At 64.8% G+C, this 25,320-nt stretch carries 20 protein-coding genes; 11 read left to right on the top strand and 9 right to left on the bottom strand.

What is annotated here, in order from left to right; all coding sequences use genetic code 11:
- The first annotated feature begins 133 nt into the window (after positions 1-133).
- Entirely contained in the window at positions 134-3,586 is a 3,453-nt protein-coding gene (locus I9018_RS29895; RefSeq protein WP_241108194.1) for an alpha/beta fold hydrolase, read from the top strand.
- Between the two features lie 113 nt (positions 3,587-3,699).
- Positions 3,700-4,989 carry a metallophosphoesterase gene (locus I9018_RS29890; protein WP_241108193.1) on the top strand — a complete coding sequence of 430 codons (1,290 nt, stop codon included), beginning with the start codon at positions 3,700-3,702 and terminating at the stop codon, positions 4,987-4,989.
- 127 nt (positions 4,990-5,116) lie between these two features.
- Here the strand turns inward: I9018_RS29890 and gbcA are convergent, their stop codons facing one another.
- Complete coding sequence (gene gbcA / locus I9018_RS29885) at positions 5,117-6,409, bottom strand: glycine-betaine demethylase subunit GbcA (protein WP_022641508.1); 1,293 nt, start codon at positions 6,407-6,409, stop codon at positions 5,117-5,119.
- Between the two features lie 291 nt (positions 6,410-6,700).
- On the opposite strand from gbcA, the gene gbcB reads away from it, so the two are divergent.
- On the top strand, positions 6,701-7,801 hold the full coding sequence (gene gbcB / locus I9018_RS29880) for a glycine-betaine demethylase subunit GbcB (RefSeq protein WP_022641507.1): 1,101 nt from the start codon (positions 6,701-6,703) through the stop codon (positions 7,799-7,801).
- Positions 7,802-7,870: 69 nt separating this feature from the next.
- Here the strand turns inward: gbcB and I9018_RS29875 are convergent, their stop codons facing one another.
- The 3 genes from I9018_RS29875 to I9018_RS29865 all read right to left on the bottom strand — a co-directional run bounded on the left by I9018_RS29875 (position 7,871) and on the right by I9018_RS29865 (position 11,347).
- Entirely contained in the window at positions 7,871-8,695 is an 825-nt protein-coding gene (locus I9018_RS29875) for a nitrilase-related carbon-nitrogen hydrolase (protein ID WP_068583149.1), read from the bottom strand.
- Positions 8,692-10,137: a cytosine permease gene (locus tag I9018_RS29870; RefSeq protein ID WP_124347204.1), complete on the bottom strand. Its 1,446-nt coding sequence runs from the start codon at positions 10,135-10,137 to the stop codon at positions 8,692-8,694. Before I9018_RS29870 ends, I9018_RS29875 begins: the two co-directional genes overlap by 4 nt.
- A gap of 169 nt (positions 10,138-10,306) precedes the next feature.
- On the bottom strand, positions 10,307-11,347 hold the full coding sequence (locus I9018_RS29865) for a low specificity L-threonine aldolase (protein ID WP_068583155.1): 1,041 nt from the start codon (positions 11,345-11,347) through the stop codon (positions 10,307-10,309).
- 115 nt (positions 11,348-11,462) lie between these two features.
- On the opposite strand from I9018_RS29865, the gene I9018_RS29860 reads away from it, so the two are divergent.
- A complete protein-coding gene (locus I9018_RS29860; protein ID WP_241108192.1) occupies positions 11,463-12,215 on the top strand; it encodes a TraX family protein in 753 nt (250 codons plus the stop codon).
- A gap of 39 nt (positions 12,216-12,254) precedes the next feature.
- Here the strand turns inward: I9018_RS29860 and I9018_RS29855 are convergent, their stop codons facing one another.
- Positions 12,255-12,518: a hypothetical protein gene (locus I9018_RS29855; protein WP_053134083.1), complete on the bottom strand. Its 264-nt coding sequence runs from the start codon at positions 12,516-12,518 to the stop codon at positions 12,255-12,257.
- A 780-nt stretch (positions 12,519-13,298) separates the two neighbouring features.
- Here I9018_RS29855 and I9018_RS29850 point away from each other — a divergent pair.
- The 7 genes from I9018_RS29850 to fdhA all read left to right on the top strand — a co-directional run bounded on the left by I9018_RS29850 (position 13,299) and on the right by fdhA (position 22,346).
- Complete coding sequence (locus I9018_RS29850; RefSeq protein WP_241108191.1) at positions 13,299-14,552, top strand: serine hydroxymethyltransferase; 1,254 nt, start codon at positions 13,299-13,301, stop codon at positions 14,550-14,552.
- 23 nt (positions 14,553-14,575) lie between these two features.
- Positions 14,576-15,826 carry a sarcosine oxidase subunit beta gene (locus tag I9018_RS29845; protein ID WP_022641501.1) on the top strand — a complete coding sequence of 417 codons (1,251 nt, stop codon included), beginning with the start codon at positions 14,576-14,578 and terminating at the stop codon, positions 15,824-15,826.
- A 156-nt stretch (positions 15,827-15,982) separates the two neighbouring features.
- Positions 15,983-16,285: a sarcosine oxidase subunit delta gene (locus I9018_RS29840; protein WP_022641500.1), complete on the top strand. Its 303-nt coding sequence runs from the start codon at positions 15,983-15,985 to the stop codon at positions 16,283-16,285.
- Positions 16,282-19,299, top strand: a complete 3,018-nt coding sequence (locus tag I9018_RS29835) for a sarcosine oxidase subunit alpha (RefSeq protein WP_241108190.1) — start codon at positions 16,282-16,284, stop codon at positions 19,297-19,299. Before I9018_RS29840 ends, I9018_RS29835 begins: the two co-directional genes overlap by 4 nt.
- Before the next feature lie 130 nt (positions 19,300-19,429).
- Entirely contained in the window at positions 19,430-20,062 is a 633-nt protein-coding gene (gene soxG / locus I9018_RS29830) for a sarcosine oxidase subunit gamma family protein (RefSeq protein ID WP_068583186.1), read from the top strand.
- 107 nt (positions 20,063-20,169) lie between these two features.
- Positions 20,170-21,027: a formyltetrahydrofolate deformylase gene (purU, locus tag I9018_RS29825; protein WP_241108189.1), complete on the top strand. Its 858-nt coding sequence runs from the start codon at positions 20,170-20,172 to the stop codon at positions 21,025-21,027.
- 119 nt (positions 21,028-21,146) lie between these two features.
- On the top strand, positions 21,147-22,346 hold the full coding sequence (fdhA, locus tag I9018_RS29820; protein ID WP_031320644.1) for a formaldehyde dehydrogenase, glutathione-independent: 1,200 nt from the start codon (positions 21,147-21,149) through the stop codon (positions 22,344-22,346).
- A gap of 225 nt (positions 22,347-22,571) precedes the next feature.
- On the opposite strand, the gene I9018_RS29815 is transcribed toward fdhA, so the two are convergent.
- From I9018_RS29815 to I9018_RS29800, 4 genes are all read right to left on the bottom strand, one after another.
- Positions 22,572-23,141: a hypothetical protein gene (locus I9018_RS29815; protein WP_241108188.1), complete on the bottom strand. Its 570-nt coding sequence runs from the start codon at positions 23,139-23,141 to the stop codon at positions 22,572-22,574.
- 140 nt (positions 23,142-23,281) lie between these two features.
- A complete protein-coding gene (locus I9018_RS29810) occupies positions 23,282-23,956 on the bottom strand; it encodes an anti-sigma factor (RefSeq protein WP_241108187.1) in 675 nt (224 codons plus the stop codon).
- On the bottom strand, positions 23,953-24,555 hold the full coding sequence (locus I9018_RS29805) for a sigma-70 family RNA polymerase sigma factor (protein WP_177409184.1): 603 nt from the start codon (positions 24,553-24,555) through the stop codon (positions 23,953-23,955). Before I9018_RS29805 ends, I9018_RS29810 begins: the two co-directional genes overlap by 4 nt.
- 97 nt (positions 24,556-24,652) lie before the next feature.
- A complete protein-coding gene (locus I9018_RS29800) occupies positions 24,653-25,246 on the bottom strand; it encodes a fasciclin domain-containing protein (protein WP_083235772.1) in 594 nt (197 codons plus the stop codon).
- Positions 25,247-25,320 lie beyond the last annotated feature (74 nt).

The following is a 25,320-nucleotide window of genomic DNA, read 5'->3' as shown; positions in this document are numbered from 1 at the left end:
TCGATCCCGACCCTGATTTCCACGGTTTGCGTTTCTGGCGCAGCGGCCGGCCCGTGCGGCTGCCTGCGTGATCGGCTTCACCTGAAGGAAGCGGCCATGAGAGTCGCCCCATCTGCCTGAGAGGAACCCCGCCATGACTCGGATCGCCACCCCCATCAGCGAGATCCAGGAACACTACGACGTCGTCGTCATCGGCTCCGGCTATGGCGGCGGCATCGCCGCTTCGCGGTTGTCCCGGGCCGGGCGCCGGGTGTGCCTGCTGGAGCGTGGGCGGGAGATTCGCCCCGGGGAGTTTCCCAACACCCTGGTCAGCGCCACCGAGGAATTGCAGGTGCACGATCCCGATGGGCATATCGGTTCGCGCACCGGCCTGTTCGACCTGCACGTCAACGCCCAGCAGAACGTGGTAGTGGGTTGCGGTTTGGGCGGCACCTCGCTGATCAACGCCAACGTCGCCCTGGAGCCCGAGCCCGGGGTGTTCGACGACCCACGCTGGCCCCAGGCGGTGCGCGACCACCGCGATACTTTGCTCAAGCAGGGCTTTGCCCTGGCCCGGGAGATGCTCAAGCCCAATCCCTATCCCGATTCGGCGCCGGCCCTGGACAAGCTCAAGGCCCACCGCAAGTCCGCGGACTACCTCAAGCAGGGCGCGCATTTCTACAAGCCGCCGATCAACGTGACCTTCGACAAGCTGCCCAACAACCTCAACCATGTCGGGGTCGAGCAACTGCCCTGCAACCAATGCGGCGACTGCGTCTCGGGCTGTAACAACAAGGCCAAGAACACCACCTTGATGAACTATCTGCCCGACGCCTGCAACCACGGCGCCGAGATTTTCTGCCAGGCCCAGGTGCGCCACCTGGAGCGCGACGGCGACGGCTGGATCGTGCACTTCCAGTACCTGGACAGCGGTCGCGAGAAGTTCTCGGCGCCGACCCTGTTCGTCAAGGCCGATATCGTCGTGCTGTCCGCCGGTACCCTGGGTTCCACCGAGATCCTCCTGCGTTCGCGGGCCAAGGGCCTGGCCACTTCGGCCCAGTTGGGCGAGCACATGAGCGGCAACGGCGACATCCTCGGTTTTGGCCACAACTGCGAGCAACCGATCAACGGCATCGGCTTCGGCACTCATCCGGCCAGCGAGTTGAAACCCGTGGGCCCATGCATCACCTCGGTGATCGACATGCGCACCGAAGGCGACCGCACCAGCCGCATGGTCATCGAGGAGGGCTCGATCCCCGGCGCCCTTGGCCAGGCCATGGTGCCGAGCATGGCGCTGTTCGCCAGCACCCTGGGCCAGGCCACCGACAACAGCTTGAGCGGCAAGCTGGGCTACAAGGAACGCGAGGCCGAAAGCTTCCTGCGCGGGCCCTACCATGGCGCCCTGCACAACATGCAGACCTACCTGATCATGAGCCACGACAACGGTCGCGGGCGCATGCTGCTGGACGCCCAGGACCAGTTGCGCATCGACTGGCCGGGGGTGGGCGAGCAACCCAACGTGGTGCTGGGCAACGAGCGCCTGCACCAGAGTACCCGGGCCCTGGGCGGGGTCTGGGTGGAGAACCCGATCTGGACCAAGCTGCTCAAGCACAGCATCGTCTCGGTCCATCCCCTGGGCGGCTGCGTGATGGGCGAGGACGCGGGCCAGGGCGTGGTCAACCACAAGGGCCAGGTGTTCAGCGGCACCCAGGGCACCGATGTCTATCCCGGGCTCTATGTGGCCGATGGCGCGGTGATCCCTACCTCCCTGGCGGTCAATCCACTGCTGACCATCTCGGCGGTGAGCGAGCGCACCATGCAACTGCTGGCCGAGGATCGCGGCTGGAAGATCGACTACCGCCTGCCCTCGGCCCCTGGCAAGCCGGCTGCGGCGCCGACCCTGGGCGTGCAGTTCACCGAGACCATGAAGGGTTTCTTCTCCACGGCCTTCACCCAGCCCCAGGGCACCGACCTGGCGCTCTATCAAGCAGCGGCCAAGCGCGGCGAAGAACAGAACTCGTCCATCGAGTTCACCCTGACCATCACCGCGGCCGATCTCAACCGGATGATCAAGGAGCCCGAGCACGCCGCGACCCTGGTGGGCACCCTGGAGGCGCCGATGCTGTCGCCTCAGCCTTTGGTGGCCAGCCATGGGGTGTTCAACCTGTTCGAGCAATACCAGCAGCAAGTGGGCGTGCGGCACATGAACTACGACATGCGCCTTTGCGCCGAGGACGGCAGCGACTACTACTTCAGCGCCTTCAAGACCGTGCCCGAGGACCACGGTGTGCTGAACATCTGGCCCGATACCAGCACCCTCTACGTGACCCTGTACCGGGGCCAGGACAAGAATGGGCCGGTGCTGGGCTCGGGAGTGATGCACATCCAGCCTGCGGATTTCGCCCGGCAGATGACCACCATGAAGGTGCTCAACGCCCGCAACGAGCGTGAGCGCATCGAGGCCCTGGCGCGTTTCGGCCAGTTCTTCGCCGGGATTCTCTGGGAAAGCTACGGTGGGGTGTTCGCCGGCGATATCTACTTCAATCCCGACGCTCCGCCGCGGGTCAAGCGGCCGCTGGCCGCGCCGGTGCCGAGCGTGCAGTTCTTCGAGACCGAAGACCGCGTGCAACTGCGCCTGACCCGCTACCGGGCCGGCGGCAAGGGCCCGGTGATGCTGGTCCATGGCCTGGGCGTGGGTTCCAACATCTTCTCCACCGACACCATCCAGACCAACTTGCTGGAGTACCTGTGCAAGTACGGCTATGACGTCTGGCTCCTGGATTTCCGGGTCAGCATCCTGTTGCCGGCCAGCAAGCAGGAATGCAATGGCGACCAGATCGCCGCCTACGACTTCAAGGCCGCCATCGCCCAGGTTCGCCAGGCCACCGGCGCCCGGGACGTGCAATGCGTGGTGCACTGCTATGGCGCCACCACCTTCTTCATGTCGCTGTTGGCGGGCCTGGAGCATGTGCGCTCGGTGGTCTGCTCGCAGATCGCCGCCGACACCGTGGTGGCCACCGCCACCGGGATCAAGGCCGGGTTGCACTTGCCGGGCATGCTCGACGCCATCGGCATCAAGTCGCTGACGGCCTATGCCGACAGCAAGGAAAGCTGGTTCAACAAGCTCTACGACAAGGCGCTCAACGGTTATGCGCGGATCGAGGCCCAGGGCTATTGCACCAACCCGGTGTGCCATCGCATCACCTTCATGTACGCCTCGTTGTATCGTCACGACACCCTCAACCAGAACCTGCACGACAACCTGCACGAGCTGTTCGGCGAGTCCAATATCCAGACCTTCGAGCACCTGGCGCTGATCTGCCGCAAGGGCCACCTGGTGGACTTCAAGGGACAGGACGTCTACATGCCGCATTTCGATCGGCTGAAGCTGCCGATCTGCTTCATCAGCGGCGCCGACAACCAGTGCTACCTGCCGCTGAGTACCCAGAAGACCTACGAGCGCCTGTGCCAACTGCATGGCCCCGAGCTGTTCAGTCGGCATGTGGTGCCGGGCTACGGGCATATCGACTGCATCTTCGGCCAGAACGCGGTAGTGGATGTGTACCCGCTGATCCTCGCGCACCTGGAGAAGACCGCCCTGGGTTGAGCCTCCCGGCACGCCGCTTTCCGAGCAGCAGAAAGGGCAGTTGATCGAATACATGAAGACCCTGTGAGGCGAGCAACCCGTGCCGCCGCAGGACTATCAGGAGGGATACCGCTATGTCACTGGCAAGTAGTGTGGAGGAGGAGTTCGGCCGGGTGAAAGCCCGGGTCGATGGCCTGATCGCCCGGTTCGACCTGGCCTGGAAGAATCTGCGCAACCAACTCGAGCCCAAGGAGCTGCAAGCCATTCTCGACCTGGTACAGCGCGCCCACGACCAGGCGCAATACGCCATCGCCCACGGCGACTTGCCGCCGGGCCAGCCCCCGGTGCCCTGGGAGCTGGCCCATGGCATGTCGGTGCTGCACCTGGGCACGGCCCAGCCCCTGCCGCAATCGGTGGACCAGCTGGCGACCCAGGTGCTCAAGGACGGCAGCCTGCTGGGCTGTCGCAAGTGGGAACTGCTGGACCTGAAGTGGAGCGAAGCCCTGGTGGCCTGGATCGAGAACCTGCGCGACCACGCCACCTTCGGCACCACCCCGGCGTTGCTGCAGATCCCCGATGAGGTCCTGCTGGACCTGGCCGGGGATTGGGGCACCGGCTACTTCGAGCCCCAGTCGGCGGCGCAGCGGGTGGCCGACCTGATCACTGCGGACCAGCCGCACGTGACCATCCACCTGGGCGATGTGTACTACGCCGGTACCGACAGCGACGAGAGAAACAACCTGGCGTCCTGGCCCATGGGCAGCAAGGCCTCGTTCAGTCTCAACTCCAACCATGAGATGTACAGCGGCGCCCATGGCTACTTCGACGAGATCCAGACGCTGTTCCCGGACCAGCAGAACACCAGCTACTTCGCCCTGTTCAACACCCACTGGCTGATCATCGGCCTGGACAGCGCCTACGCCTCCGATGAGATGCAGCTGTACATGGACGGCAACCTCAATGCCGTCCAGGAACAATGGCTCAGCGACCTGATGGCCAGCCACGGCCAGGGCCGCAAGATCATCCTGCTCAGCCATCACCAGGGCCTGGACATCACCGGCAAGACCCCGACCGCGCTGTACGGCCAGGTGTGCAAGGCCCTGGGCAATCGCGTGCCGGACTATTGGTACTGGGGGCACCTGCACAACGGTATTTTCTACGCGCCCAAGACCGATCCCCAGGGCATGGGGGTGATGAATGGGCGTTGCGTCGGCCACGGGGCGATCCCCTATGGCGATGCCAGCGAGCTGGATGGCGCGCCCGGGGTGTTGTGGTCGGAAACCCAGAGAGCCGGCGATGCCAACTATCCGTTACGGGTGTTCAACGGTTATGCCCGGGTGAGGCTGCTGGGGGCGCAGATCACCGAGCAGTTCGTGAACGAGAAGGGTGGGGTGCCTTGGCCCAAGCTCAAGCCCAAGGCCTGACATCGCGGGTTGGCGCCCGCGTTGCGGTCGTGCGCAGCTTCACTGGTGCTCAGCAGCGGCTACCGATGGGTTTCATGTAGCCGCTGCCAAGCTTGCCAGGCCGTCAGGATCTGCGCTCGGGTGCAGTTCAGCCGGTGACCGGTACGCCCTTGAGGTAGGGCGCCGGTTCGGCGCCGAGGTTGTTGAGCAGGCGCTCGCTGTACCAGTCGATGAAGTTGACTACGCCGAACTCGTAGGTCTTGGAGTAGGGCCCGGGCTGGTAGGCGGTGGAGTTGATGCCGCGCTGGTTCTCCTCGGCCAGGCGCCGGTCCTGGTCGTTGGTGGCGTCCCACACCTGGCGCATGCGCTCCACGTCGTAGTCCACGCCTTCCACGGCGTCCTTGTGCACCAGCCACTTGGTGGTGACCATGGTTTCCTGGGCACTGATCGGCCACACCGTGAACACGATGATGTGGTCGCCCATGCAGTGGTTCCACGAATGGGGCAGGTGCAGGATGCGCATCGAACCCAGGTCCGGGTTCTTGATCCGGCCCATGAGCTTCTTGCAGCCCTGCTTGCCGTCCAGGGTCATGGACACGGTGCCCTTGAGCAGCGGCATGCGCACGATACGGTTGCGCAGGCCGAAGCTGGCGTGGGCGTAGGGGATCTTCTCGGCTTCCCAGGCAGCGGCGGAGGCGGCTACGTGGTCCTTGAAGGCCTGGTCGGCCCGTGGGTCGGTGACGTCGTCCCATTCCAGCAGGGTTTTGAGCAACTCCGGGTGCGAGGCATTGCAGTGGTAGCACTCGCGGTTGTTCTCCAGCACCAGTTTCCAGTTGGCCTTTTCCATCAAGGTGGTGGTAATCGCCACCTTGGTGTTCTCCATGTCGTAGGGCTCCATGTAGTGGGCCAGGGTCGCCAGGAAGTCATCGATGGCCGGCGGGTTCTCGGCCAGCGAGATGAAGATGTAGCCACCGGCGGTCTTCACCTGCACCGGCTTGAGGCTGTACTGCTTCATGTCGAAGTCGGCGCCCATCTCGGTGCCGGCGAACAGCAGGCGGCCGTCCACTTCGTAGGTCCACTGGTGGTAGGGGCAGACCAGCTTGGCCACCTTGCCCTTGTCGCTGGTGCACAAGCGCGAGCCACGGTGCCGGCAGACGTTGTGGAAGGCGTGGACCACGCCGTCGGCGCCGCGGATGACGATGATCGGGTTCTTGCCGATTTGCAGGGTGATGAAGTTGCCCTTGGTGGGAATCTCCGAGGTCATGCCGGCGATCAGCCATTCCTTGTGGAAGATCTCCTGCATGTCGATTTCGAACAGCCTTTGGTCGCAGTAGAAGGGTTGCGGCAGGGAGAAGGTCCGCTCGCGTTCCTGCAGCATCTGCGCGGTGGCCTTGCGTGCGGGTTCCAGTGGATCGCCCAGGCTCAGGGTGGTGACGTCCATCGTTCAGGTCCTCATGGCCGTTCGGTGCGGCCGGCGTATTAGGGAGTGGCTACGGTCGGTGCTACGCAAGTCACGAAAAAAGCAGCTGTTGTCGTGGGGCCGAGTGTGGGTCCGCAGGCGCCGCGAACCTTATCCATGGGCGACATGGCCCAATCTGTTCCCGACGCCGTAGGCCCTGTAGCCGGGGCCTGGTCGCGATAAGCATGTGAATGTCGCGGATAGGTAAACAGGCCCTGGGCGCCTTACGCAGAATCGCTGGCAAGACGCCGACAGTCGGCCGTGGAGAACAGCATGTCCAACACCTTCCTCAACCCGGTAACCACCCAGACCTGGGCCAATGGTCGTCACATCGTCCGTTGCGTCAAAGTCATCCAGGAAACCTGGGACGTACGGACCTTCTGCTTCATGGCCGACCAGCCGATCATGTTCTTCTTCAAGCCGGGGCAGTTCGTCACCCTGGAGCTGGAGATCGAAGGCCAGCCGGTGATGCGCTCCTACACCATCTCCAGTTCGCCGTCGGTGCCCTACAGCTTCTCGGTGACCATCAAGCGCGTGCCCGGCGGCAAGGTCTCCAACCACCTGCACGACACCCTTCACGAGGGCCAGGAGCTGGCGGTACACGGGCCGGTGGGGTTGTTCAACGCCATCGACTTCCCCAACCCTAAGATCCTCTACCTCAGCGGCGGGGTCGGCATCACTCCGGTGATGTCCATGGCGCGCTGGTTCTACGACACCAACGCCAATGTCGACATGGTGTTCATCCACAGCGCCCGCTCGCCCAAGGACATCATCTACCACCGCGAGCTGGAGCACATGGCCTCGCGGATCGACAACTTCAGCCTGCACCTGATCTGCGAACGCCACGGCCTGGGCGAGCCCTGGGCCGGTTATCGCGGCTATCTCAACCACAAGATGCTGGAGCTGATGGCGCCGGACTTCCTCGAGCGGGAGGTGTTCTGCTGCGGTCCCACGCCCTACATGCACGCGGTCAAGCGCCTGCTGGAGGCCGCCGGCTTCGACATGACCCGCTACCACGAGGAGTCGTTCGGCGCGACGCCGGCCGATGCCCGGGCCGATGCGGTGGAGCAGGCCGAACAGGCCGCCGAGGCACCGGAGGTGGATGCCGCCGACCTGCACCAGGTGGAGTTCACCGCCTCGGGCAAGAGCATCCGCGTGGCCCCGGGGGAGACCGTGCACGCGGCGGCGGCCAAGCTTGGCCTGATGATCCCCAAGGCCTGCGGCATGGGCATCTGCGGCACCTGCAAGGTGCTCAAGCTGGGGGGCGAGGTGGAAATGGAGCACAACGGCGGGATCACCGAGGAAGACGAAGCCGAAGGCTACATCCTGTCGTGCTGCAGCGTGCCCAAGGGCGATGTGCGCGTGGAGTTCTGATCGGCTTTCGTGGCGCGGGAGCAAGCTGCCTCGCCACAGGCAGCTTGCTCTCGCAACCAGGTCTTGCGCTCAATACAACGCCGGGCGGCGGTCCAGGTGCACATGGTTGTGCTCGCTGATGGACTTGTGCCAGGCCTGGCCCAGGTCTAGCTCCGCCAGCAGCAACTGTGCACTGGCTTGGCGCTCGCGGCCGGCCAGCGGATAGCCATCGGCGTCGACGATGGTCGAGCCGCCGACCCAATCCACTCCACGTTCCTCGCCACAGCGGTCGCAGGCGGCGATGAACATCCGGTTGACCGCCGCATTGGCCTGCACCCGGACCATCTCCGCCGGGCGTTCGCCGGCCGGTCGCGGCCCGTTGGGCCAGTTCACCGGCGCGCACAGCAGCGCCGCCCCGGCCAGGGCCGGCAGGCGCACCCACTCGGGAAACTCCAGGTCGTAGCAGATCATCACGGCGATCGGCCCAAAGCGCGTGGCCACCACCGGCGGTGGCTCGTTGCCAGGGGTGAAGATCAGGTTCTCGCCATCCCACAGGTGGGCCTTGCGGTAAAGGGTGACAGCCCCTTCCGGCTCGACCAGGGCCGCGCTGTTGGCCACCTGGCCTTGCTCCAGGCGCTCGCAGAAGCCACCGACGATCACCACCTGCAGCTCTTCGGCCAACGCCTTCCACAGGCTAAGGGTGGGGCCGTCCAGGGTCTCCGAGAGGGCCAGGGCCTCCTGCCGGTCGTGGAACAGGTAGCCGCTCTGCACCAGCTCCGGCAGCACCACCACCTGGGCGCCCCGGGCGGCGGCCTGGCGGATCGCCGTGGCGCCGAGCTCGCGGTTGTAGTCCAGCTCGCCGATGCGTGGCGCCAGTTGCTGGCAGGCTACTTTCAAGGTGCTCGGGGTATTCATCGGGCCGCTCCTTCCAGGGTTTGTTCGCTGGCCTGGATGGCGCGTTCTTCAGCGGCCAGGTCCAGGTTGCGGGTCAGGGCCCAGTAGATCAGCCCGGCCACCGCCAGGCCGATCACGAAGGCGATGTCGGCGCCGCCCAGGGCCAGGGCCAGCGGGCCCTGGTAGAAGCTCAGGGACATGAACGGCACCATCGCCAGCAGGCCGAGGAAGTACGCGGTGAGCCCGGCGGCGGACCAGCGGCCGTAGATGCCGGCGGGGTTGAAGATGTCGCTGATGGCGTAGTGGCCTTTGCGTACCAGGTAGAAGTCCGCCAGGTTCACGGCGGTCCAGGGCACCAGGAAGTACAGCATCAGCAGCACGAAGGTGTTGAAGCTGCCCAGGTAGCTCTCGGGAATGTTCAGGGCGATCAGGAAGATCACCGCCGCCACCAGCAGGATTCCGGCGACCCGGCTCTTGAGGTCGGGCTTGATCGACTTGAAGCCGTCGATGGCGCTGATGCCGGTGAGCATGGCGCCGTAGCAGTTGACCGCCATGATGCCCACCAGCGCCGGCACCGCGATCAGCACGGTGAAGGTGCCGAAGCCCGGGATCAACCGGTTGCCGACGTCGCGCACGCTGGCGATGGCGTCCGGCGAGGGCAGGGCCGAGGCCAGGAACGCGCCCAGGGACATCAGCCACAGGGCCGAGCCGGCGGCGCCCAGGTAGGTCCAGAAGATCACCTGGCGCGACGGCGTCTGGTGCGGCAGGTAGCGCGAGTAGTCGGAGACGTACACCGAATAGCTGATCTGGTAGCCGGCGGCGGCCGACAGCTGGATCAGGAATGCCGACCAGGAAAAGTGCGCATCGGCCACCGCCGAGTCGGCTTGCAGGGTCATCAGGGCGCTGACGGTGAGCACTGCGAACACGCTGATCATCACGTAGGTCAGCCAGCGCTGCACGCTGTGCAGCAGGTCGTGGCCGACCACCGCGATCAGCACCGCGATGGCGATCATCAGCGAGTACCAGGGCGCTCGTGCGCCGGGGATCACGGTGTTGATGGCGTCGGTGGCCAGGATCACGTTGAACACGTTGAAGCCGATGTAGACGAACACCACGGCGGTGAAGGGTACGATGGCGCCGCGCAGGCCGAACTGGGCGCGGGACTGGATCATCTGCGGCAGGCCCATGCGTGGCCCCTGGTTGGCATGGAAGGCCATGCAGAAGGTGCCCAGGCAGACGCCGATGACGATGGCCAGGATCGCGTATTGCAGGGCCAGGCCCAGGGCCGCGCCGGTGAAGCCGGTGACCATGGTGGTGAGTACGAAGTTGCCGGTGAACCAGAACGGGCCCTGGTGCCAGACCTTGCCGTGGCGCTCGTTGCGCGGCACATAGTCGATGGAGCGGGTTTCGATCTTGAGGGACGCAGGCGGGGCTTTCGCGGTAGCGCAGGAGGTGGTCGTCATGGGGCGGTGCCTTTGTTTTTATAGGACGACCCCGGAGTCTCTGATATAGGACGCGGATGTTGAATCAGTGAAGGCAAATAATCAGTTCAGGAATTTGTGAACTGATGGCCGGCCCCGCGCAGGGGCCGGCTTTTTAGCGAGGCGCGGGCTGCCTCGCCAGGCGCGTGGCTCAGGCGCTCATCACGGTGCGGATGTCCGCCGCCAGCTCGCGCACGCGCTCTTCCTCGGTGTCCCAGGAGCACATGAAGCGCGCGCCGCCCTTGCCGATGAAGGTGTAGAAGCGCCAGCCCCGGGCGGTCAGCGCGGCCAGGGCCGGCTCCGAGAGTTGCAGGAACACGCCGTTGGCCTGCACCGGGAACATCAGTTCCACGCCGGGGATGTCTTCCACCAGCTTGGCCAGCAGTTGCGCGCAGTGGTTGGCGTGGTGGCCGTACTTGAGCCAGGCATCGTTCTCCAGCAGGCCGACCCAGGGCGCCGAGAGGAAGCGCATCTTCGAGGCCAGCTGGCCAGCCTGCTTGCAGCGGTAGTCGAAGTCTTCGGCCAGCTTGTGGTTGAAGAACAGGATCGCCTCACCCACTGCCATGCCGTTCTTGGTGCCGCCGAAGCACAGCACATCGACCCCGGCCTTCCAGGTCAGCTCTGCGGGCGAGCAGCCGAGGAAGGCGCAGGCGTTGGAGAACCGCGCGCCGTCCATGTGCAGGTTCAGGCCCAGTTCCTTGCAGGTGTCGCTGATGGCGCGTACTTCTTGCGGGGTGTAGACGCTGCCGACCTCGGTGGCCTGGGTCAGGGTCACGACCCGGGGCTTGGGGTAGTGGATGTCCTGGCGCTTGAGGGCCACTTCGCGGATCGAGGCCGGGGTGATCTTGCCGTTCTCGGTGCCGGCGATCAGCAGCTTGGAGCCGTTGGAGAAAAATTCCGGGGCGCCGCATTCGTCGGTCTCGACGTGGGCGGTTTCCGAGCAGATCACGCTGTGATAGCTCTGGCACAGCGACGACAGGGCCAGGGAGTTGGCGGCGGTGCCGTTGAAGGCGAAGAACACTTCGCAGTCGGTCTCGAACAGGCGGCGGAAATGATCCGCCGCGCGGGCGGTCCACTGGTCGTCGCCGTAGGCGCGGTCGTGGCCATGGTTGGCCTGTTCCATGGCGGCCCAGGCCTCAGGGCAGATACCGGAGTAGTTGTCGCTGGCGAATTGTTGGCTCTTGTCGGTCATGGCCGGCTTCCGTATGAGAGGGTTCCGTGGTCGATTATGGTGCGCACTTTACCCAAGAATAACGGCCCCGCACACGCTCTGTTAGCGCGTAATAATGCATGGCACATGAGGATTTATGCGTGACGCGATATTGACCCCTGTTCCCCCGAACCGCGACGGCGCACTGGATGCGCTGAAGTGGCTGGCGCTGTTGAGCATGGTCCTGGACCACTTGCGCTATGTGGGCCTGGAGCTGGACTGGCTGTATGTGCCCGGACGCCTGGCGTTTCCCTGGTTCTGCCTGGCGATGGCGGCCAATCTTTGGCGCGTTGGCGCTGCGCGGCGGCTCGGGCAGTGGCGCTACCTGGGTTGGCTGCTGGCCTTCAGCGGGCTCAGTGAAATTCCCTACCGGTTGTTCGTTCCCGAGCCCGACACCCTGAACGTGCTGCCGACCCTGGCCCTGGGGTTGCTGGTGGCGCGGGGCTGGCAGCGGCGTAGTGGTCTTGACCTGGTTTTGGGGGTGGTAGCCCTGGGGCTGGCGGTGGGGTTTTCGCGGTGGCTGATGTTCGGTGCGTTCGGGGTGCTGCTGCCATTGGCCTTGCTGTTGGTGCTGCGCCGGCGTTGGTATTTCGCCGTGCTGCCGGGGGTGGTGTGCCTGGCGGGCAATCAGTGGGAGGTGCTGTTTGCGGCGGCGCGCCTGGGTAACCTGGTGGCGGGTTGGGGGTTGGTCGCTTGCCTGCTGGCGCCGGGGCTGGGGATGTGGCTATTGCGGGGGATGCGTGGTGGAGGGTGGGTGCCGGCGATGCGGCGGTGGGCCTATTGGTTGTATCCGGGGCATTTTTTGTTGTTGTTGGGGGTGAGGCAGGTGTTGGAGGGCGTTGCGCCATGAGGATGCTCCGCACCCTGTCGGGGGCGGAGCGTATTCGGTTCAGGCCTGGAGCCGCCAGCCCATCACGCCTAGCAGGTCGCAACTGTCGCGCAGGAGGATAGCGGCGACGTGGGCGATGTGTTGCAGGTCGGTGTGGTCGGCGTGTTTCAGCTCGGTGCGCGAGAGGCTTTCGAACAGCTGGGTGATGGCCAGCAGGCGGGTGGTGCCGTTGGCGTGGAGGACGTCCAGTGGGGCGGTTTTGTCGATGAACAGGCAGGGGATGGTGCAGTCGATGCCGGTGATGGGGATGTATTGATGAGTCATGGCGAAGGCTCCGTCGTAGATAAGCGGTGCAAGCGTATCTGTTCGTAGCTGAGTTCCAGGTCGCCAAACCCGGTCGCCGTTTGGGCGAATGGGGAGCATGGGGGGAGGGGGTGTGGGTGGCAAGCTAGACGGTTCTGCAAGTTTTGTAGGATCGGCCTTGGGGCTTGGCGGCCTGGTAGCCGGCCAGGTGCTCTGGGGATGGAGTACATATCCGTTGGCGGTGGGGTGGCTTGCTTATGGTTCCGCCCTTACGGCGGGTCACTTTTTTCAAACGCCAAAAAAGTAACCAAAAACGCTTGCCCCCACGTCCGGCCACTCGCTGCGCTCGGGTTCCCTCGTTCCGGCACTTCTCAGGGGGCATCGCTTCCAGCGATGTCCTCGACTGCGTCGAGGGGCGCTGCGCGCCATTCCCCTGATAAGCACCTGCACTCGGCCTTCCCAGGGGGCGGGTGAATCAAGATCACCAGCGTACGGCGCGCCCTACCGGGCGGCGCATCGCGGGTGGGGTGTGCGTGTTTGGCATCGCTTCGTGTAGCCGCTGCCGAAGGCTGCGTACGGGCGCGTAGTGGCCGTGGGGTGTGGGGGTGGGAGGCTGGGGCTAGAGCCTTTGTCCGGTGCATTTGTCTGTGGGCGTCGGGGTATGTCGTAAACGCATCTTTGCGTGGCGTCCATAGGCATCTGGGCTCTGCGTGGCGGTCATACCATCGCATCCAAAGGGCGCAGCTTCAGGGCTGGCCTCACCGAGACGAAAGGCGCAGCGCCGCCGCTGGGAGAGACGTGATGTTCAGCAAGCAAGACCAGATCCAGGGCTACGACGATGCACTGCTGGTGGCGATCAATGCCGAGGAGCAGCGCCAGGAAGACCACATCGAGCTGATTGCGTCGGAGAACTACACCAGCAAGCGAGTGATGCAGGCCCAGGGCAGCGGCTTGACCAACAAGTACGCCGAAGGGTATCCGGGCAAGCGCTACTACGGCGGTTGCGAGCATGTGGACAAGGTCGAGGCCCTGGCCATCGAGCGGGCCAAGCAGTTGTTCGGCGCCGACTACGCCAACGTCCAGCCGCATTCCGGTTCGTCGGCCAACAGCGCCGTGTACCTGGCCTTGCTGCAGGCTGGCGACACCATTCTCGGCATGAGCCTGGCCCACGGCGGGCACTTGACCCACGGGGCCAAGGTGTCGTCCTCGGGCAAGCTGTACAACGCAGTGCAATACGGGATCGACACCAACACCGGGCTGATCGACTACGACGAGGTCGAGCGCCTGGCCGTGGAGCACCAGCCGAAGATGATCGTCGCCGGCTTCTCGGCCTATTCCAAGACCCTGGACTTCCCGCGCTTCCGGCAGATCGCCGACAAGGTCGGGGCGCTGCTGTTCGTCGACATGGCCCACGTTGCCGGGCTGGTGGCGGCCGGCTTGTACCCCAACCCGATCCCGTTCGCCGACGTGGTCACCACCACCACCCACAAGACCCTGCGCGGTCCCCGTGGCGGGCTGATCCTGGCCAGGGCCAACGAGGAGATCGAGAAGAAGCTCAACGCCGCGGTGTTCCCCGGCGCCCAGGGCGGCCCGCTGATGCATGTGATCGCGGCCAAGGCGGTGTGCTTCAAGGAGGCCCTGGAGCCTGGCTTCAAGGCCTACCAGAAGCAGGTGATCGACAACGCCCAGGCCATGGCCGGCGTGTTCATCAAACGTGGCTACGATGTAGTGTCCGGCGGCACCGATAACCATCTGTTCCTGGTCAGCCTGATCCGCCAGGGCCTGACCGGCAAGGATGCCGATGCCGCCCTGGGCCGCGCCCATATCACCGTGAACAAGAACGCCGTGCCCAACGACCCGCAGTCGCCGTTCGTCACCTCCGGCCTGCGCATCGGTACCCCGGCGGTCACCACCCGTGGCTTCAAGGTCGCCCAGTGCACCGAGCTGGCCGGCTGGATCTGCGACATCCTCGATCACCTCGGCGATGCCGATGTCGAGGCCAATGTCGCCCGCCAGGTGACGACCCTGTGCGCCGATTTCCCGGTCTACCGCTGAGAGCCGCCATTGGAGCAATGACTATGCAACGCTACTCGGGCTTCGGCCTCTTCAAGCACTCTCTGAGCCACCATGAAAACTGGCAGCGCATGTGGCGCACGCCGACCCCGAAGAAGGTCTACGACGTGGTCATCGTCGGCGGTGGCGGCCATGGCCTGGCCACGGCCTATTACCTGGCCAAGGAACACGGCATCACCAACGTCGCGGTGGTGGAGAAGGGCTGGCTGGGCGGCGGCAACACCGCGCGCAACACCACCATCGTGCGTTCCAACTACCTGTGGGACGAGTCGGCGCAGCTCTACGAGCATGCGATGAAGCTCTGGGAAGGCCTGTCCCAGGACCTGAACTACAACGTGATGTTCTCCCAGCGCGGGGTCTACAACCTGTGCCACACCCTGCAGGACATTCGTGATTCCGAGCGTCGGGTCAGCGCCAACCGCCTCAACGGCATCGATGGCGAGCTGCTCAACACCCAGCAGGTGGCGGACGAGATTCCCTACCTGGACTGCTCGAAGAACACCCGTTATCCGATCCTCGGCGCTACCGTCCAGCGCCGTGGCGGCGTGGCCCGTCACGATGCCGTGGCCTGGGGTTTCGCCCGGGCCGCCGACGCCCTGGGCGTGGACCTGATCCAGCAGACCGAAGTGATCGGCTTTCGCAAGGAAAACGGCGCCTGCATCGGCGTCGAGACCACCAAGGGCTTCATCGGGGCCAAGCGCGTGGGCGTGGTCACCGCCGGTAACTCCGGGCACATGGCCAAGCTGGCGGGCTTTCGCCTGCCGATCGAGTCGCACCCGCTGCAAGCGCTGGTATCGGAGCCGATCAAGCCGATCATCGACAGCGTGATCATGTCCAACGCGGTGCACGGCTACATCAGCCAGTCCGACAAGGGCGACCTGGTGATCGGCGCCGGCATCGACGGTTGGGTCGGTTATGGCCAGCGCGGTTCCTATCCGGTGATCGAGCACACCATCCAGGCCATCGTCGAGATGTTCCCGATCCTTTCCCGGGTGCGCATGAACCGCCAGTGGGGCGGCATCGTCGATACCAGCCCGGATGCCTGCCCGATCATTTCCAAGACCCCGGTGCCGAACATGTTCTTCAACTGCGGCTGGGGTACCGGCGGCTTCAAGGCCACCCCGGGCTCGGGCAACGTCTTTGCCGCCAGCCTGGCCAAGGGCGAGATGCACCCGTTGGCCGCGCCGTTCTCCATCGACCGTTTCCACAACGGCGCCCTCATTGACGAACATGGCGCTGCGGCCGTCGCCCACTAACTAAAGGCCCCGTGAAAACTACTGCGCTCGGCAATACCGCGTTAAAAACAGGCTCGAAATGCTCACTTAGTAAACTAAGCTCCGCTTTCTCCCCTGTTTTTGCCTTGTCTTGCCTTCGCTCGCTACGTTTTCACGGCGCTTTAGAGGAGAAACTCCATGTTGCACATCTTCTGTCCTCACTGCGGCGAGCTGCGCTCCGAAGAGGAATTCCATTCGTCCGGCCAGGCCCATATCCCTCGGCCGCTGGACCCCAATGCCTGCACCGACGAGCAGTGGGGCGACTACATGTTCTTCCGTGACAACCCCCGTGGCCTGCACCACGAGCTGTGGATCCATGCCGCCGGGTGCCGCCAGTACTTCAATGCCACCCGCGACACCGTGACCTACGAAATTCTCGAAACCTACAAGATCGGTACCAAGCCGCAATTCACCGCCAAGGCTGCGGGAGAGAAGGTATGAGCCAGACCAATCGCCTGTCCAACGGCGGACGCATCGACCGCAACAAGGTCCTGACCTTCACCTTCAACGGCCAGAGCTACAAGGGCTTCGAGGGCGACACCCTGGCCTCGGCGCTGCTGGCCAATGGGGTCGATATCATCGGCCGCAGCTTCAAGTACTCGCGGCCCCGGGGCATCTTCGCCGCCGGTTGCGAGGAGCCCAATGCGGTGCTGCAGATCGGCGCCACCGAAGCGACCCAGGTCCCCAACGTGCGGGCCACCCAGCAGGCGCTGTACCAGGGCCTGGTGGCCACCAGCACCAACGGCTGGCCCAGCGTCAACAACGACATGATGGGGATTCTCGGCAAGGTCGGCGGCAAGCTGATGCCGCCGGGCTTCTACTACAAGACCTTCATGTATCCGCAGTCGTTCTGGATGACCTACGAGAAGTACATCCGCAAGGCCGCAGGCCTGGGCCGCTCGCCCACCGAGAACGATCCGGACAGCTACGACAACATGAACCACCACTGCGACGTGCTGGTGGTCGGTGCCGGGCCTGCGGGCCTGGCCGCCGCCCTGGCCGCCGCTCGCAGCGGTGCGCGGGTGATCCTCGCCGATGAGCAGGAAGAGTTCGGCGGCAGCCTGCTGGACAGCCGCGAGAGCCTGGACGGCAAGCCTGCCGCCGAGTGGGTGGCCAGCGCCCTGGCCGAGCTCAAGGCCCTGCCGGAAGTGATCCTGCTGCCACGGGCCACGGTCAACGGCTATCACGACCACAACTTCCTGACCATTCACGAACGCCTCACCGACCACCTGGGGGACCGTGCGCCCATCGGCCAGGTGCGCCAGCGCATCCACCGGGTGCGGGCCAAGCGTGTGGTGCTGGCCACCGGCGCCCACGAGCGGCCGCTGGTATACGGCAACAACGACGTACCGGGCAACATGCTCGCGGGCGCGGTGTCCACCTACGTGCGCCGCTACGGCGTGGCCCCGGGCAAGAAGCTGGTGCTGTCCACCAACAACGACCATGCCTATCGCGTGGCCCTGGACTGGCTCGACGCCAGCCTGCAAGTGGTGGCCATCGCCGATGCCCGGCACAACCCCCGTGGAGCCCTGGTGGAGGAAGCACGGGCCAAGGGCATTCGTATCCTGACGTCCAGCGCGGTGATCGAGGCCCGCGGCAGCAAGCACGTGACCGGCGCCCGGGTGGCGGCCATCGACGTCAAGGCGCACAAGGTCACCAGCCCCGGCGAGTGGCTCGACTGCGACCTGATCGCCAGCTCCGGCGGCTACAGCCCGGTGGTGCACCTGGCTTCGCACCTGGGCGGCAAGCCGGTATGGCGCGAAGATATCCTCGGTTTCGTGCCGGGCGAAGCGCCGCAGAAACGCGTGTGCGTGGGCGGCATCAATGGTGTCTACAGCCTGGGCGACTCCCTGGCCGATGGTTTCGAAGGCGGCGTGCGCGCGGCCAGCGAGGCTGGGTTCCAGGTAGTCGAGGGTGTGTTGCCCAAGGCCCTGGCCCGGCATGAAGAGCCCACCCTGGCGCTGTTCCAGGTGCCCCATGAAAAAGGCACCGCACGGGCGCCCAAGCAGTTCGTCGACCTGCAGAACGACGTCACCGCTGCCGCCATCGAACTGGCGACCCGCGAGGGCTTCGAGTCGGTGGAGCACGTCAAGCGCTACACCGCCCTGGGCTTCGGTACCGACCAGGGCAAGCTGGGCAACGTCAACGGCCTGGCCATCGCCGCCCGTTCGCTGAACGTCAGCATCCCGCAGATGGGCACCACGATGTTCCGCCCGAACTACACGCCGATCACCTTTGGCGCCGTGGCCGGTCGTCATTGCGGGCATATCTTCGAGCCGGTGCGCTTTACCGCGCTGCATGCCTGGCATGTGCAGAACGGCGCCGAGTTCGAGGACGTCGGCCAGTGGAAGCGTCCCTGGTACTTCCCGAAGAACGGCGAAGACCTGCATGCCGCGGTGAAGCGTGAATGCCAGGCCGTGCGCGACAGCGTCGGCCTGCTGGACGCCTCGACCCTGGGCAAGATCGATATCCAGGGGCCGGATGCCCGTGAGTTCCTCAACCGCATCTACACCAATGCCTGGACCAAGCTCGACGTGGGCAAGGCCCGCTACGGCCTGATGTGCAAGGAAGACGGCATGGTCTTCGACGACGGCGTCACCGCCTGCCTGGCCGACAACCACTTCCTGATGACCACCACCACCGGTGGCGCGGCCCGGGTGCTGCAATGGCTGGAGATCTACCAGCAGACCGAATGGCCGGACCTGAAGGTGTACTTCACCTCGGTCACCGACCACTGGGCCACCCTGACCTTGTCCGGCCCCAACAGCCGCAAGCTGCTCAGCGAAGTGACCGACATCGACCTGGACAAGGACGGTTTCCCGTTCATGACCTGGAAGGAAGGCCTGGTGGGCGGCGTGCCGGCCCGGGTGTTCCGGATTTCGTTCACTGGCGAGCTGTCCTATGAGGTCAACGTCCAGGCCAACTACGCCATGGGCGTGCTGGAGCAGATCGTCGAGGCGGGCAAGAAGTACAACCTGACCCCTTACGGCACCGAGACCATGCACGTGCTGCGGGCCGAGAAGGGTTTCATCATCGTCGGCCAGGACACCGACGGCTCCATGACCCCGGACGACCTGAACATGGGCTGGTGCGTGGGCCGTACCAAGCCGTTCTCGTGGATCGGCTGGCGCGGGATGAACCGCGAGGACTGCGTGCGCGAGGAACGCAAGCAACTGGTGGGCCTCAAGCCGCTGGACCCGACCCAGTGGCTGCCCGAGGGCGCGCAGCTGGTGTTCAACCCCAAGCAGGCGATCCCCATGAGCATGGTCGGTCACGTGACTTCCAGCTACGCCCACAACTCCCTGGGGTATTCCTTCGCCCTGGCGGTGGTCAAGGGTGGCCTCAAGCGCTTGGGCGAGCGGGTCTTCGCGCCCCTGGCCGATGGCCGGGTGATCGAGGCGGAAATCGTTTCTTCGGTGTTCTTCGATCCCAAGGGCGATCGGCAGAACGTCTAACCAGATCCCGTAGGAGCGAGGCTTGCCCGCGAAACGATAGGCGCGGCGCCTCAGCCAGAGCGCGTTGTGCTCATCGCTGGCAAGCTCCGCTCCTACGGGTGTGATGCAAGAATTTGAAGACAGGTGCTCTATGACCGCAGTCAACGTTTACCAACAGCGCCCGAACGACGAAGCCAAGGCGCAATCGCCATTGCACCACGCCGACCTGCCGAGCCTGGTGGGCAAGGGCCGCAAGAACGCCGGGGTGATCCTGCGCGAGAAAAAACTCCTCGGTCACCTGACCCTGCGTGGCGATGGCCATGACCCGGCCTTCGCCGCGGGGGTGCACAAGGCCCTGGGCCTGGAACTGCCGGCCGCCTTGACCCTGGTGAGCAAGGGCGAGACCAGCCTGCAATGGCTGGGGCCGGACGAGTGGCTGTTGATCGTGCCCGGTGGCGAGGAGTTCGCTGCCGAGCAGAAGCTGCGCGAGGCCCTGGGCGAGTTGCATATCCAGATCGTCAACGTCAGCGGTGGCCAGCAGATCCTCGAGCTGTCCGGCCCCGATGTGCGCCGGGTGCTGATGAAATCCACCAGTTACGACGTGCACCCCAGCAACTTCCCGGTGGGCAAGGCGGTGGGCACGGTGTTCGCCAAGTCGCAGCTGGTGATCCGCCGTACCGGCGAGGAAACCTGGGAGCTGCTGGTGCGCCGCAGCTTCTCCGACTACTGGTGGCTGTGGTTGCAGGATGCCGCGGCCGAATACGGCCTCAGCGTTCAGGCCTGAACCCTTGTCGCCAGCATGCCTCGCGCCTGCGCCAGGATTGTAGGAGCCAGGCTTGCCCGCGATTCGACCGCGTAGCGGTTGCCTATCAAGAACAGGAGTTGTCCAGCATGAGCCGCGCCCCCGACACATGGATCTTGACCGCCGACTGCCCCAGCGTGCTCGGCACGGTGGACGCGGTGACCCGCTTCCTGTTCGAGCAGGGCTGCTACGTCACCGAGCACCACTCCTTCGACGACCGGCTCTCGGGGCGGTTCTTCATTCGCGTGGAGTTCCGCCAGCCCGATGGCCTCGACGAGGAGGGCTTTCGTGAGGGCCTGGCCGAGCGCGCCAGGGCCTTCGAGATGAACTTCGAGCTGACGGCCCCGCATGACCGGCCAAAGGTGGTGATCATGGTCTCCAAGGCCGATCACTGCCTCAACGACCTGCTCTATCGCCAGCGCATCGGCCAGTTGCCCATGGACGTGGTGGCGGTGGTGTCCAACCACCCGGACCTCAAGCCCCTGGCCGACTGGCACCAGATTCCCTACCACCATTTCCCCCTCGATCCCAACGACAAGCCGGGCCAGGAGCGCCAGGTGTGGCAGGTGATCGAGGCGTCCGGCGCCGAGCTGGTGATCCTCGCCCGCTACATGCAGGTGCTGTCGCCGGACCTGTGCCGCAAGCTCGACGGCAAGGCGATCAACATCCACCACTCGCTGCTGCCGGGGTTCAAGGGTGCCAAGCCCTACCACCAGGCCTACAACAAGGGCGTGAAGCTGGTGGGGGCCACCGCCCACTACATCAACAACGACCTGGACGAGGGCCCGATCATCGCCCAGGGCGTGGAAGTGGTGGACCACAGCTACTACCCCGAGGACCTGATCGCCAAGGGCCGCGATATCGAATGCCTGACCCTGGCCCGGGCGGTGGGTTACCACATCGAGCGCCGGGTGTTCCTCAACGGCAATCGCACGGTTGTTCTTTAGTGGCAAGCTGCAAGCTCCAAGCCGCAAGAAAAAGCGGTCCGCATACTTCTTGCGGCTTGTAGCTTGCCGTTCGAAGCTGGTTCCACTCTCTTCATAACAACAACAGCGAGGTGAATGACATGTCTGGTAATCGTGGTGTGGTGTATCTGGGCAGCGGCAAGGTCGAGGTACAGAAGATCGACTATCCGAAAATGCAGGACCCACGCGGCAGGAAGATCGAGCACGGTGTCATCCTGCGCGTGGTTTCCACCAACATCTGCGGTTCGGACCAGCACATGGTCCGTGGCCGCACCACTGCCCAGGTCGGCCTGGTGCTGGGCCATGAGATCACCGGCGAGGTGATCGAGAAGGGCAGCGATGTCGAGAACCTGAAGATCGGCGACCTGGTCTCTGTGCCGTTCAACGTGGCTTGCGGGCGCTGCCGTTCCTGCAAGGAGCAGCACACAGGGGTCTGCCTGACCGTCAACCCGGCCCGCGCCGGCGGTGCCTATGGCTACGTCGACATGGGCGACTGGACCGGTGGCCAGGCCGAGTACGTACTGGTGCCTTATGCCGACTTCAACCTGCTGAAGCTGCCGGACCGCGACAAGGCCATGGAGAAGATCCGCGACCTGACCTGCCTGTCCGACATCCTGCCTACCGGCTACCACGGCGCGGTGACCGCCGGTGTCGGCCCCGGTAGCACTGTGTATGTGGCCGGTGCTGGCCCGGTGGGCCTGGCAGCGGCGGCTTCCGCGCGCCTGCTGGGAGCGGCAGTGGTGATCGTCGGTGACGTCAACCCAGTGCGCCTGGCCCATGCCAAGGCCCAGGGTTTCGAGATCGCCGACCTGTCCAAGGACACCCCGCTGCACGAGCAGATCGCCGCCTTGCTGGGCGAGCCGGAAGTGGATTGCGCGGTGGATGCGGTGGGCTTCGAAGCCCGTGGCCATGGCCATGCCGGTGCCCAGCACGAAGCCCCGGCCACCGTGCTCAACTCGCTGATGGGCGTGGTGCGGGTCGCGGGCAAGATCGGTATTCCCGGGCTGTACGTCACCGAAGATCCGGGCGCGGTGGATGCCGCCGCCAAGCTGGGCAGCCTGAGCATTCGCTTCGGCCTGGGCTGGGCCAAGTCCCATAGCTTCCATACCGGCCAGACCCCGGTGATGAAGTACAACCGCCAGTTGATGCAAGCCATCATGTGGGACCGGATCAACATCGCCGAAGTGGTGGGCGTGCAGGTCATCAGCCTCGACGACGCGCCACGTGGCTACGGCGAGTTCGATGCCGGCGTGCCGAAGAAATTCGTCATCGATCCGCACAAGCTGTTCAGCGCCGCCTGAACCCTGCGATAGCGAAAAAGGGCGACCCTCGGTCGCCCTTTGTCGTTGCCGAACCCTGTCGCCGCTGTCGAGCACCAGCGAGGCTGCGTACGAGTGCGCAGCGCCCGCCAACCATCCCCCGCGTTGCATCAGTCACACCCTGGACTCAGGCCTGGCGGCCCGTGCGCAGCCTGCGGCAGCGGCTACACGAAGCGAGGTTGTCGCCAGTTCATTCCGGCCACAGGATCAATAGCCTTGGCCGGGATAGCTGGACCAGTGTTGTCCGTTGAGCGCCTGGCTGACGAAGGCCGGGTCATACAAGCCCGGCGCATCGCGCTGGAAACGCGAACGCCATTGCGGCAGCCACCAATAGTCGAGCGCCGTACTCCTTGGGAACACCACAAGCTGCATGACGGCCTGGTCGATGGCGCCGCGCTGGTACAGCCCGTGGGTGGCGTCCATCCAGCCCAGGTAGTGATCGATGGGCAGCGAGAGCATCAAGGCCGTGGCATGCACCTTTTGCGTCTCGCTGCGCTGCGGATCGGCCAGCAGCGCCAGCGCTTCGCAGTAATAGGCCTCGGGATGCTGGACGATCGCCTGGGCCGCCGGGTCTTGAAGAATGCCCAAGGGGCCGCCGTCGTCTCGCCAGTCGGCGCCCTGGCTGTCGTTGATATGCTGGTCGATGAAGCCGCTCAAGGGGCCGGAGGCCACGGGCGACCCCGGGCATGAGGCGCTATCGACCGGGGTGCCGATGCGCCAGATGGCCACGCATGCCGTGAGGGCTAGCAGGGTGCAGCAATAGAGCATGGGTTTCATTGGGCGCTTCCGTGCGGCGTTGGCCAGTCTGGAACCAGGCACATGGAACCATGGCCCTGGTTTTGGCGTGCGAAGTGTACCGTGCGCCGTTTTGCTGGCAAGCCGGATGCAACAAGGGGCCCTGCCGGTACAGGGGCACGTCAGAGCGCTGCCAACTGCCCCTGGTACAGCACCGGTCCAGTCGGTTGCCCGGTCGGCGAGCCACCGGAGGGCTCAAGGCTCACGGCCAGGGCAATCGGCGCGCCCAGCAGAGTGCGCTGGGCTTGGCTCAGGTTGATCCTGCCCTTGCCTCCGACCGGCACCACGCCAAGGGAGATTGGCTTGCCGTCGGCGGTAATCGCCCACAGCTCCAGGCTACGATCCAGACCCAGCGCCGGGAGGGCCAAAGGCTCGACTTGCAGGTACTGGGCGTGGGCCAGGATGCGCAATGCCGGTTGCTGCTCGGCACTGAGCAACGTGGCGCTGTAGCGTACCTGGTCGTGCTGCTGGATAAAGCCGATGTACAAGGTTGCCAGCACGGCACAGGCGGCAAGAGCCAGGCGCAGGCGCATCCACAATGGATTCTTTTTCGGCAGGTGCAGCACTTGTGGTTCGATGCGTGCCTGGATGTTGTGCCACACACGCTCCGGCACATCCTTCTCCGGTAAGGCGTCCGTTAGCGCGCCCAGGCTCTCCTGCCATTGCGCCAGCTCTTGGCGCAGTGCAGGATCGTCCAGCAACAGCGTTTCGAAACGCCGCCGGGCAGCGCCCCGCATCAGGCCGATGGCGTAGTCGCCAGCCAGGGCACGGCGTCGCTCAGGGGTTTGGTAGTTCATGATTCCAGGCACCGGCGCAGGCGTTCCATGCCACGGCGAATCCAGGACTTCACCGAGCCCAGGGGCGCAGCCAGGTACTCGGCCAGCTCCGAGCTGGACAGGCCCCGGAAATAGGCCACGGTAATGGACTGGCGCTGCATCCCCTCTAGGCTTTCCAGGCAGCGGTTCAGGGCCTTGGCTTGTCGGGCACTGTCCAGTTGGTCGAGGGCCGAGGCCGTCTCGTCCAGCAACTGTTGTTCTTCGTGATCCTGCAAGGGGCGTTCACGTTGTTTACGCAGCTGGTCGATGGCCTGGTTGCGAGTGATGTTGATCATCCAGGTCATGGGGGCCGACAGGTGCGGCTGATAGTGGGTGGCGTTGTTCCAGATGCGTACGAAGCTTTCCTGAAGAACCTCCTCGGCCAGGTCCCGCCGCCCCATGAAGTGCAGCGCAATGCCATGCAGGCGCGGAGCAACGCTGTGGTACAGCGTCTCGAAAGCGTGGCGGTCTCCCAGTGAACACTGGGCCAGCAAGTGTCTGAGAGGATCAGGATCGAGGCTGGAAATAGCGGTTCTCCAGACAAGCGGGAAGAGGGCAAATGACGACCGACGACAGGGCATGCAGCCTGAGGTTAGTCCAGGGTCGGTCGTTGTTCCATTCACCTTCGTCCACCTCATGGCTGTACCGGTCCCGACGGACGGGGCCGGTACTCGGGACTCAGCCTTTGGGCAAGAGCACCCTGTCGATCACCTGGATCACGCCGTTGGACTGGTTGACGTCATAGGTGGTGATGTCGGCGACACCCCCTTTTTCATCCTTGATCTGGATGTTGTGCGGGCCATTCATCATCAGCCACAGCTTGCCACCGGACACGGTGGTCAGTTCGGCCTTGCCGCCGCCCGCCTGGATCCGCTTGGACAGCTCCATCATGTCCAGCTTGCCGGCGACCACGTGGTAGGTGAGCACGTGGGTCAGGGCTGCCTTGTTCTCTGGCTTGAGCAGGGTGTCGACAGTACCGGCAGGAAGCGCGGCGAAGGCTGAATTGACTGGGGCGAACACGGTGAACGGACCTTTGCCCTTCAAGGTCTGGACCAGCCCGGCGGCTTTCACCGCTGCTACCAGGGTGGTGTGATCGGCGGAATTGACCGCATTGTCGATGATGTCCTTGGTCGGCAGCATGGCCTGGCCGCCAACCATGACGGTGTCGTGGTTCATTTCGGCGGCCTGGACGCTGGCCAGGCCCATGGCGGTGCCCAAGGTCAGGCTCAACAGGCTGGCAATCAATGGGGCTTTGATCGAGTGGCGCTTCATGATGGTGATCCTTGTGAGAGTACGGCCAGACAATTTCTGCCCGTGTGGGGTATACGCAGACCACCGGCACTTGG

The sequence above is a fragment of the Pseudomonas sp. MPFS genome (genome assembly GCF_022537035.1).
In the GTDB taxonomy this organism is placed as follows: Bacteria; Pseudomonadota; Gammaproteobacteria; order Pseudomonadales; family Pseudomonadaceae; genus Aquipseudomonas; species Aquipseudomonas sessilinigenes.
This window is presented reverse-complemented; position numbering and strand designations above follow the sequence as displayed.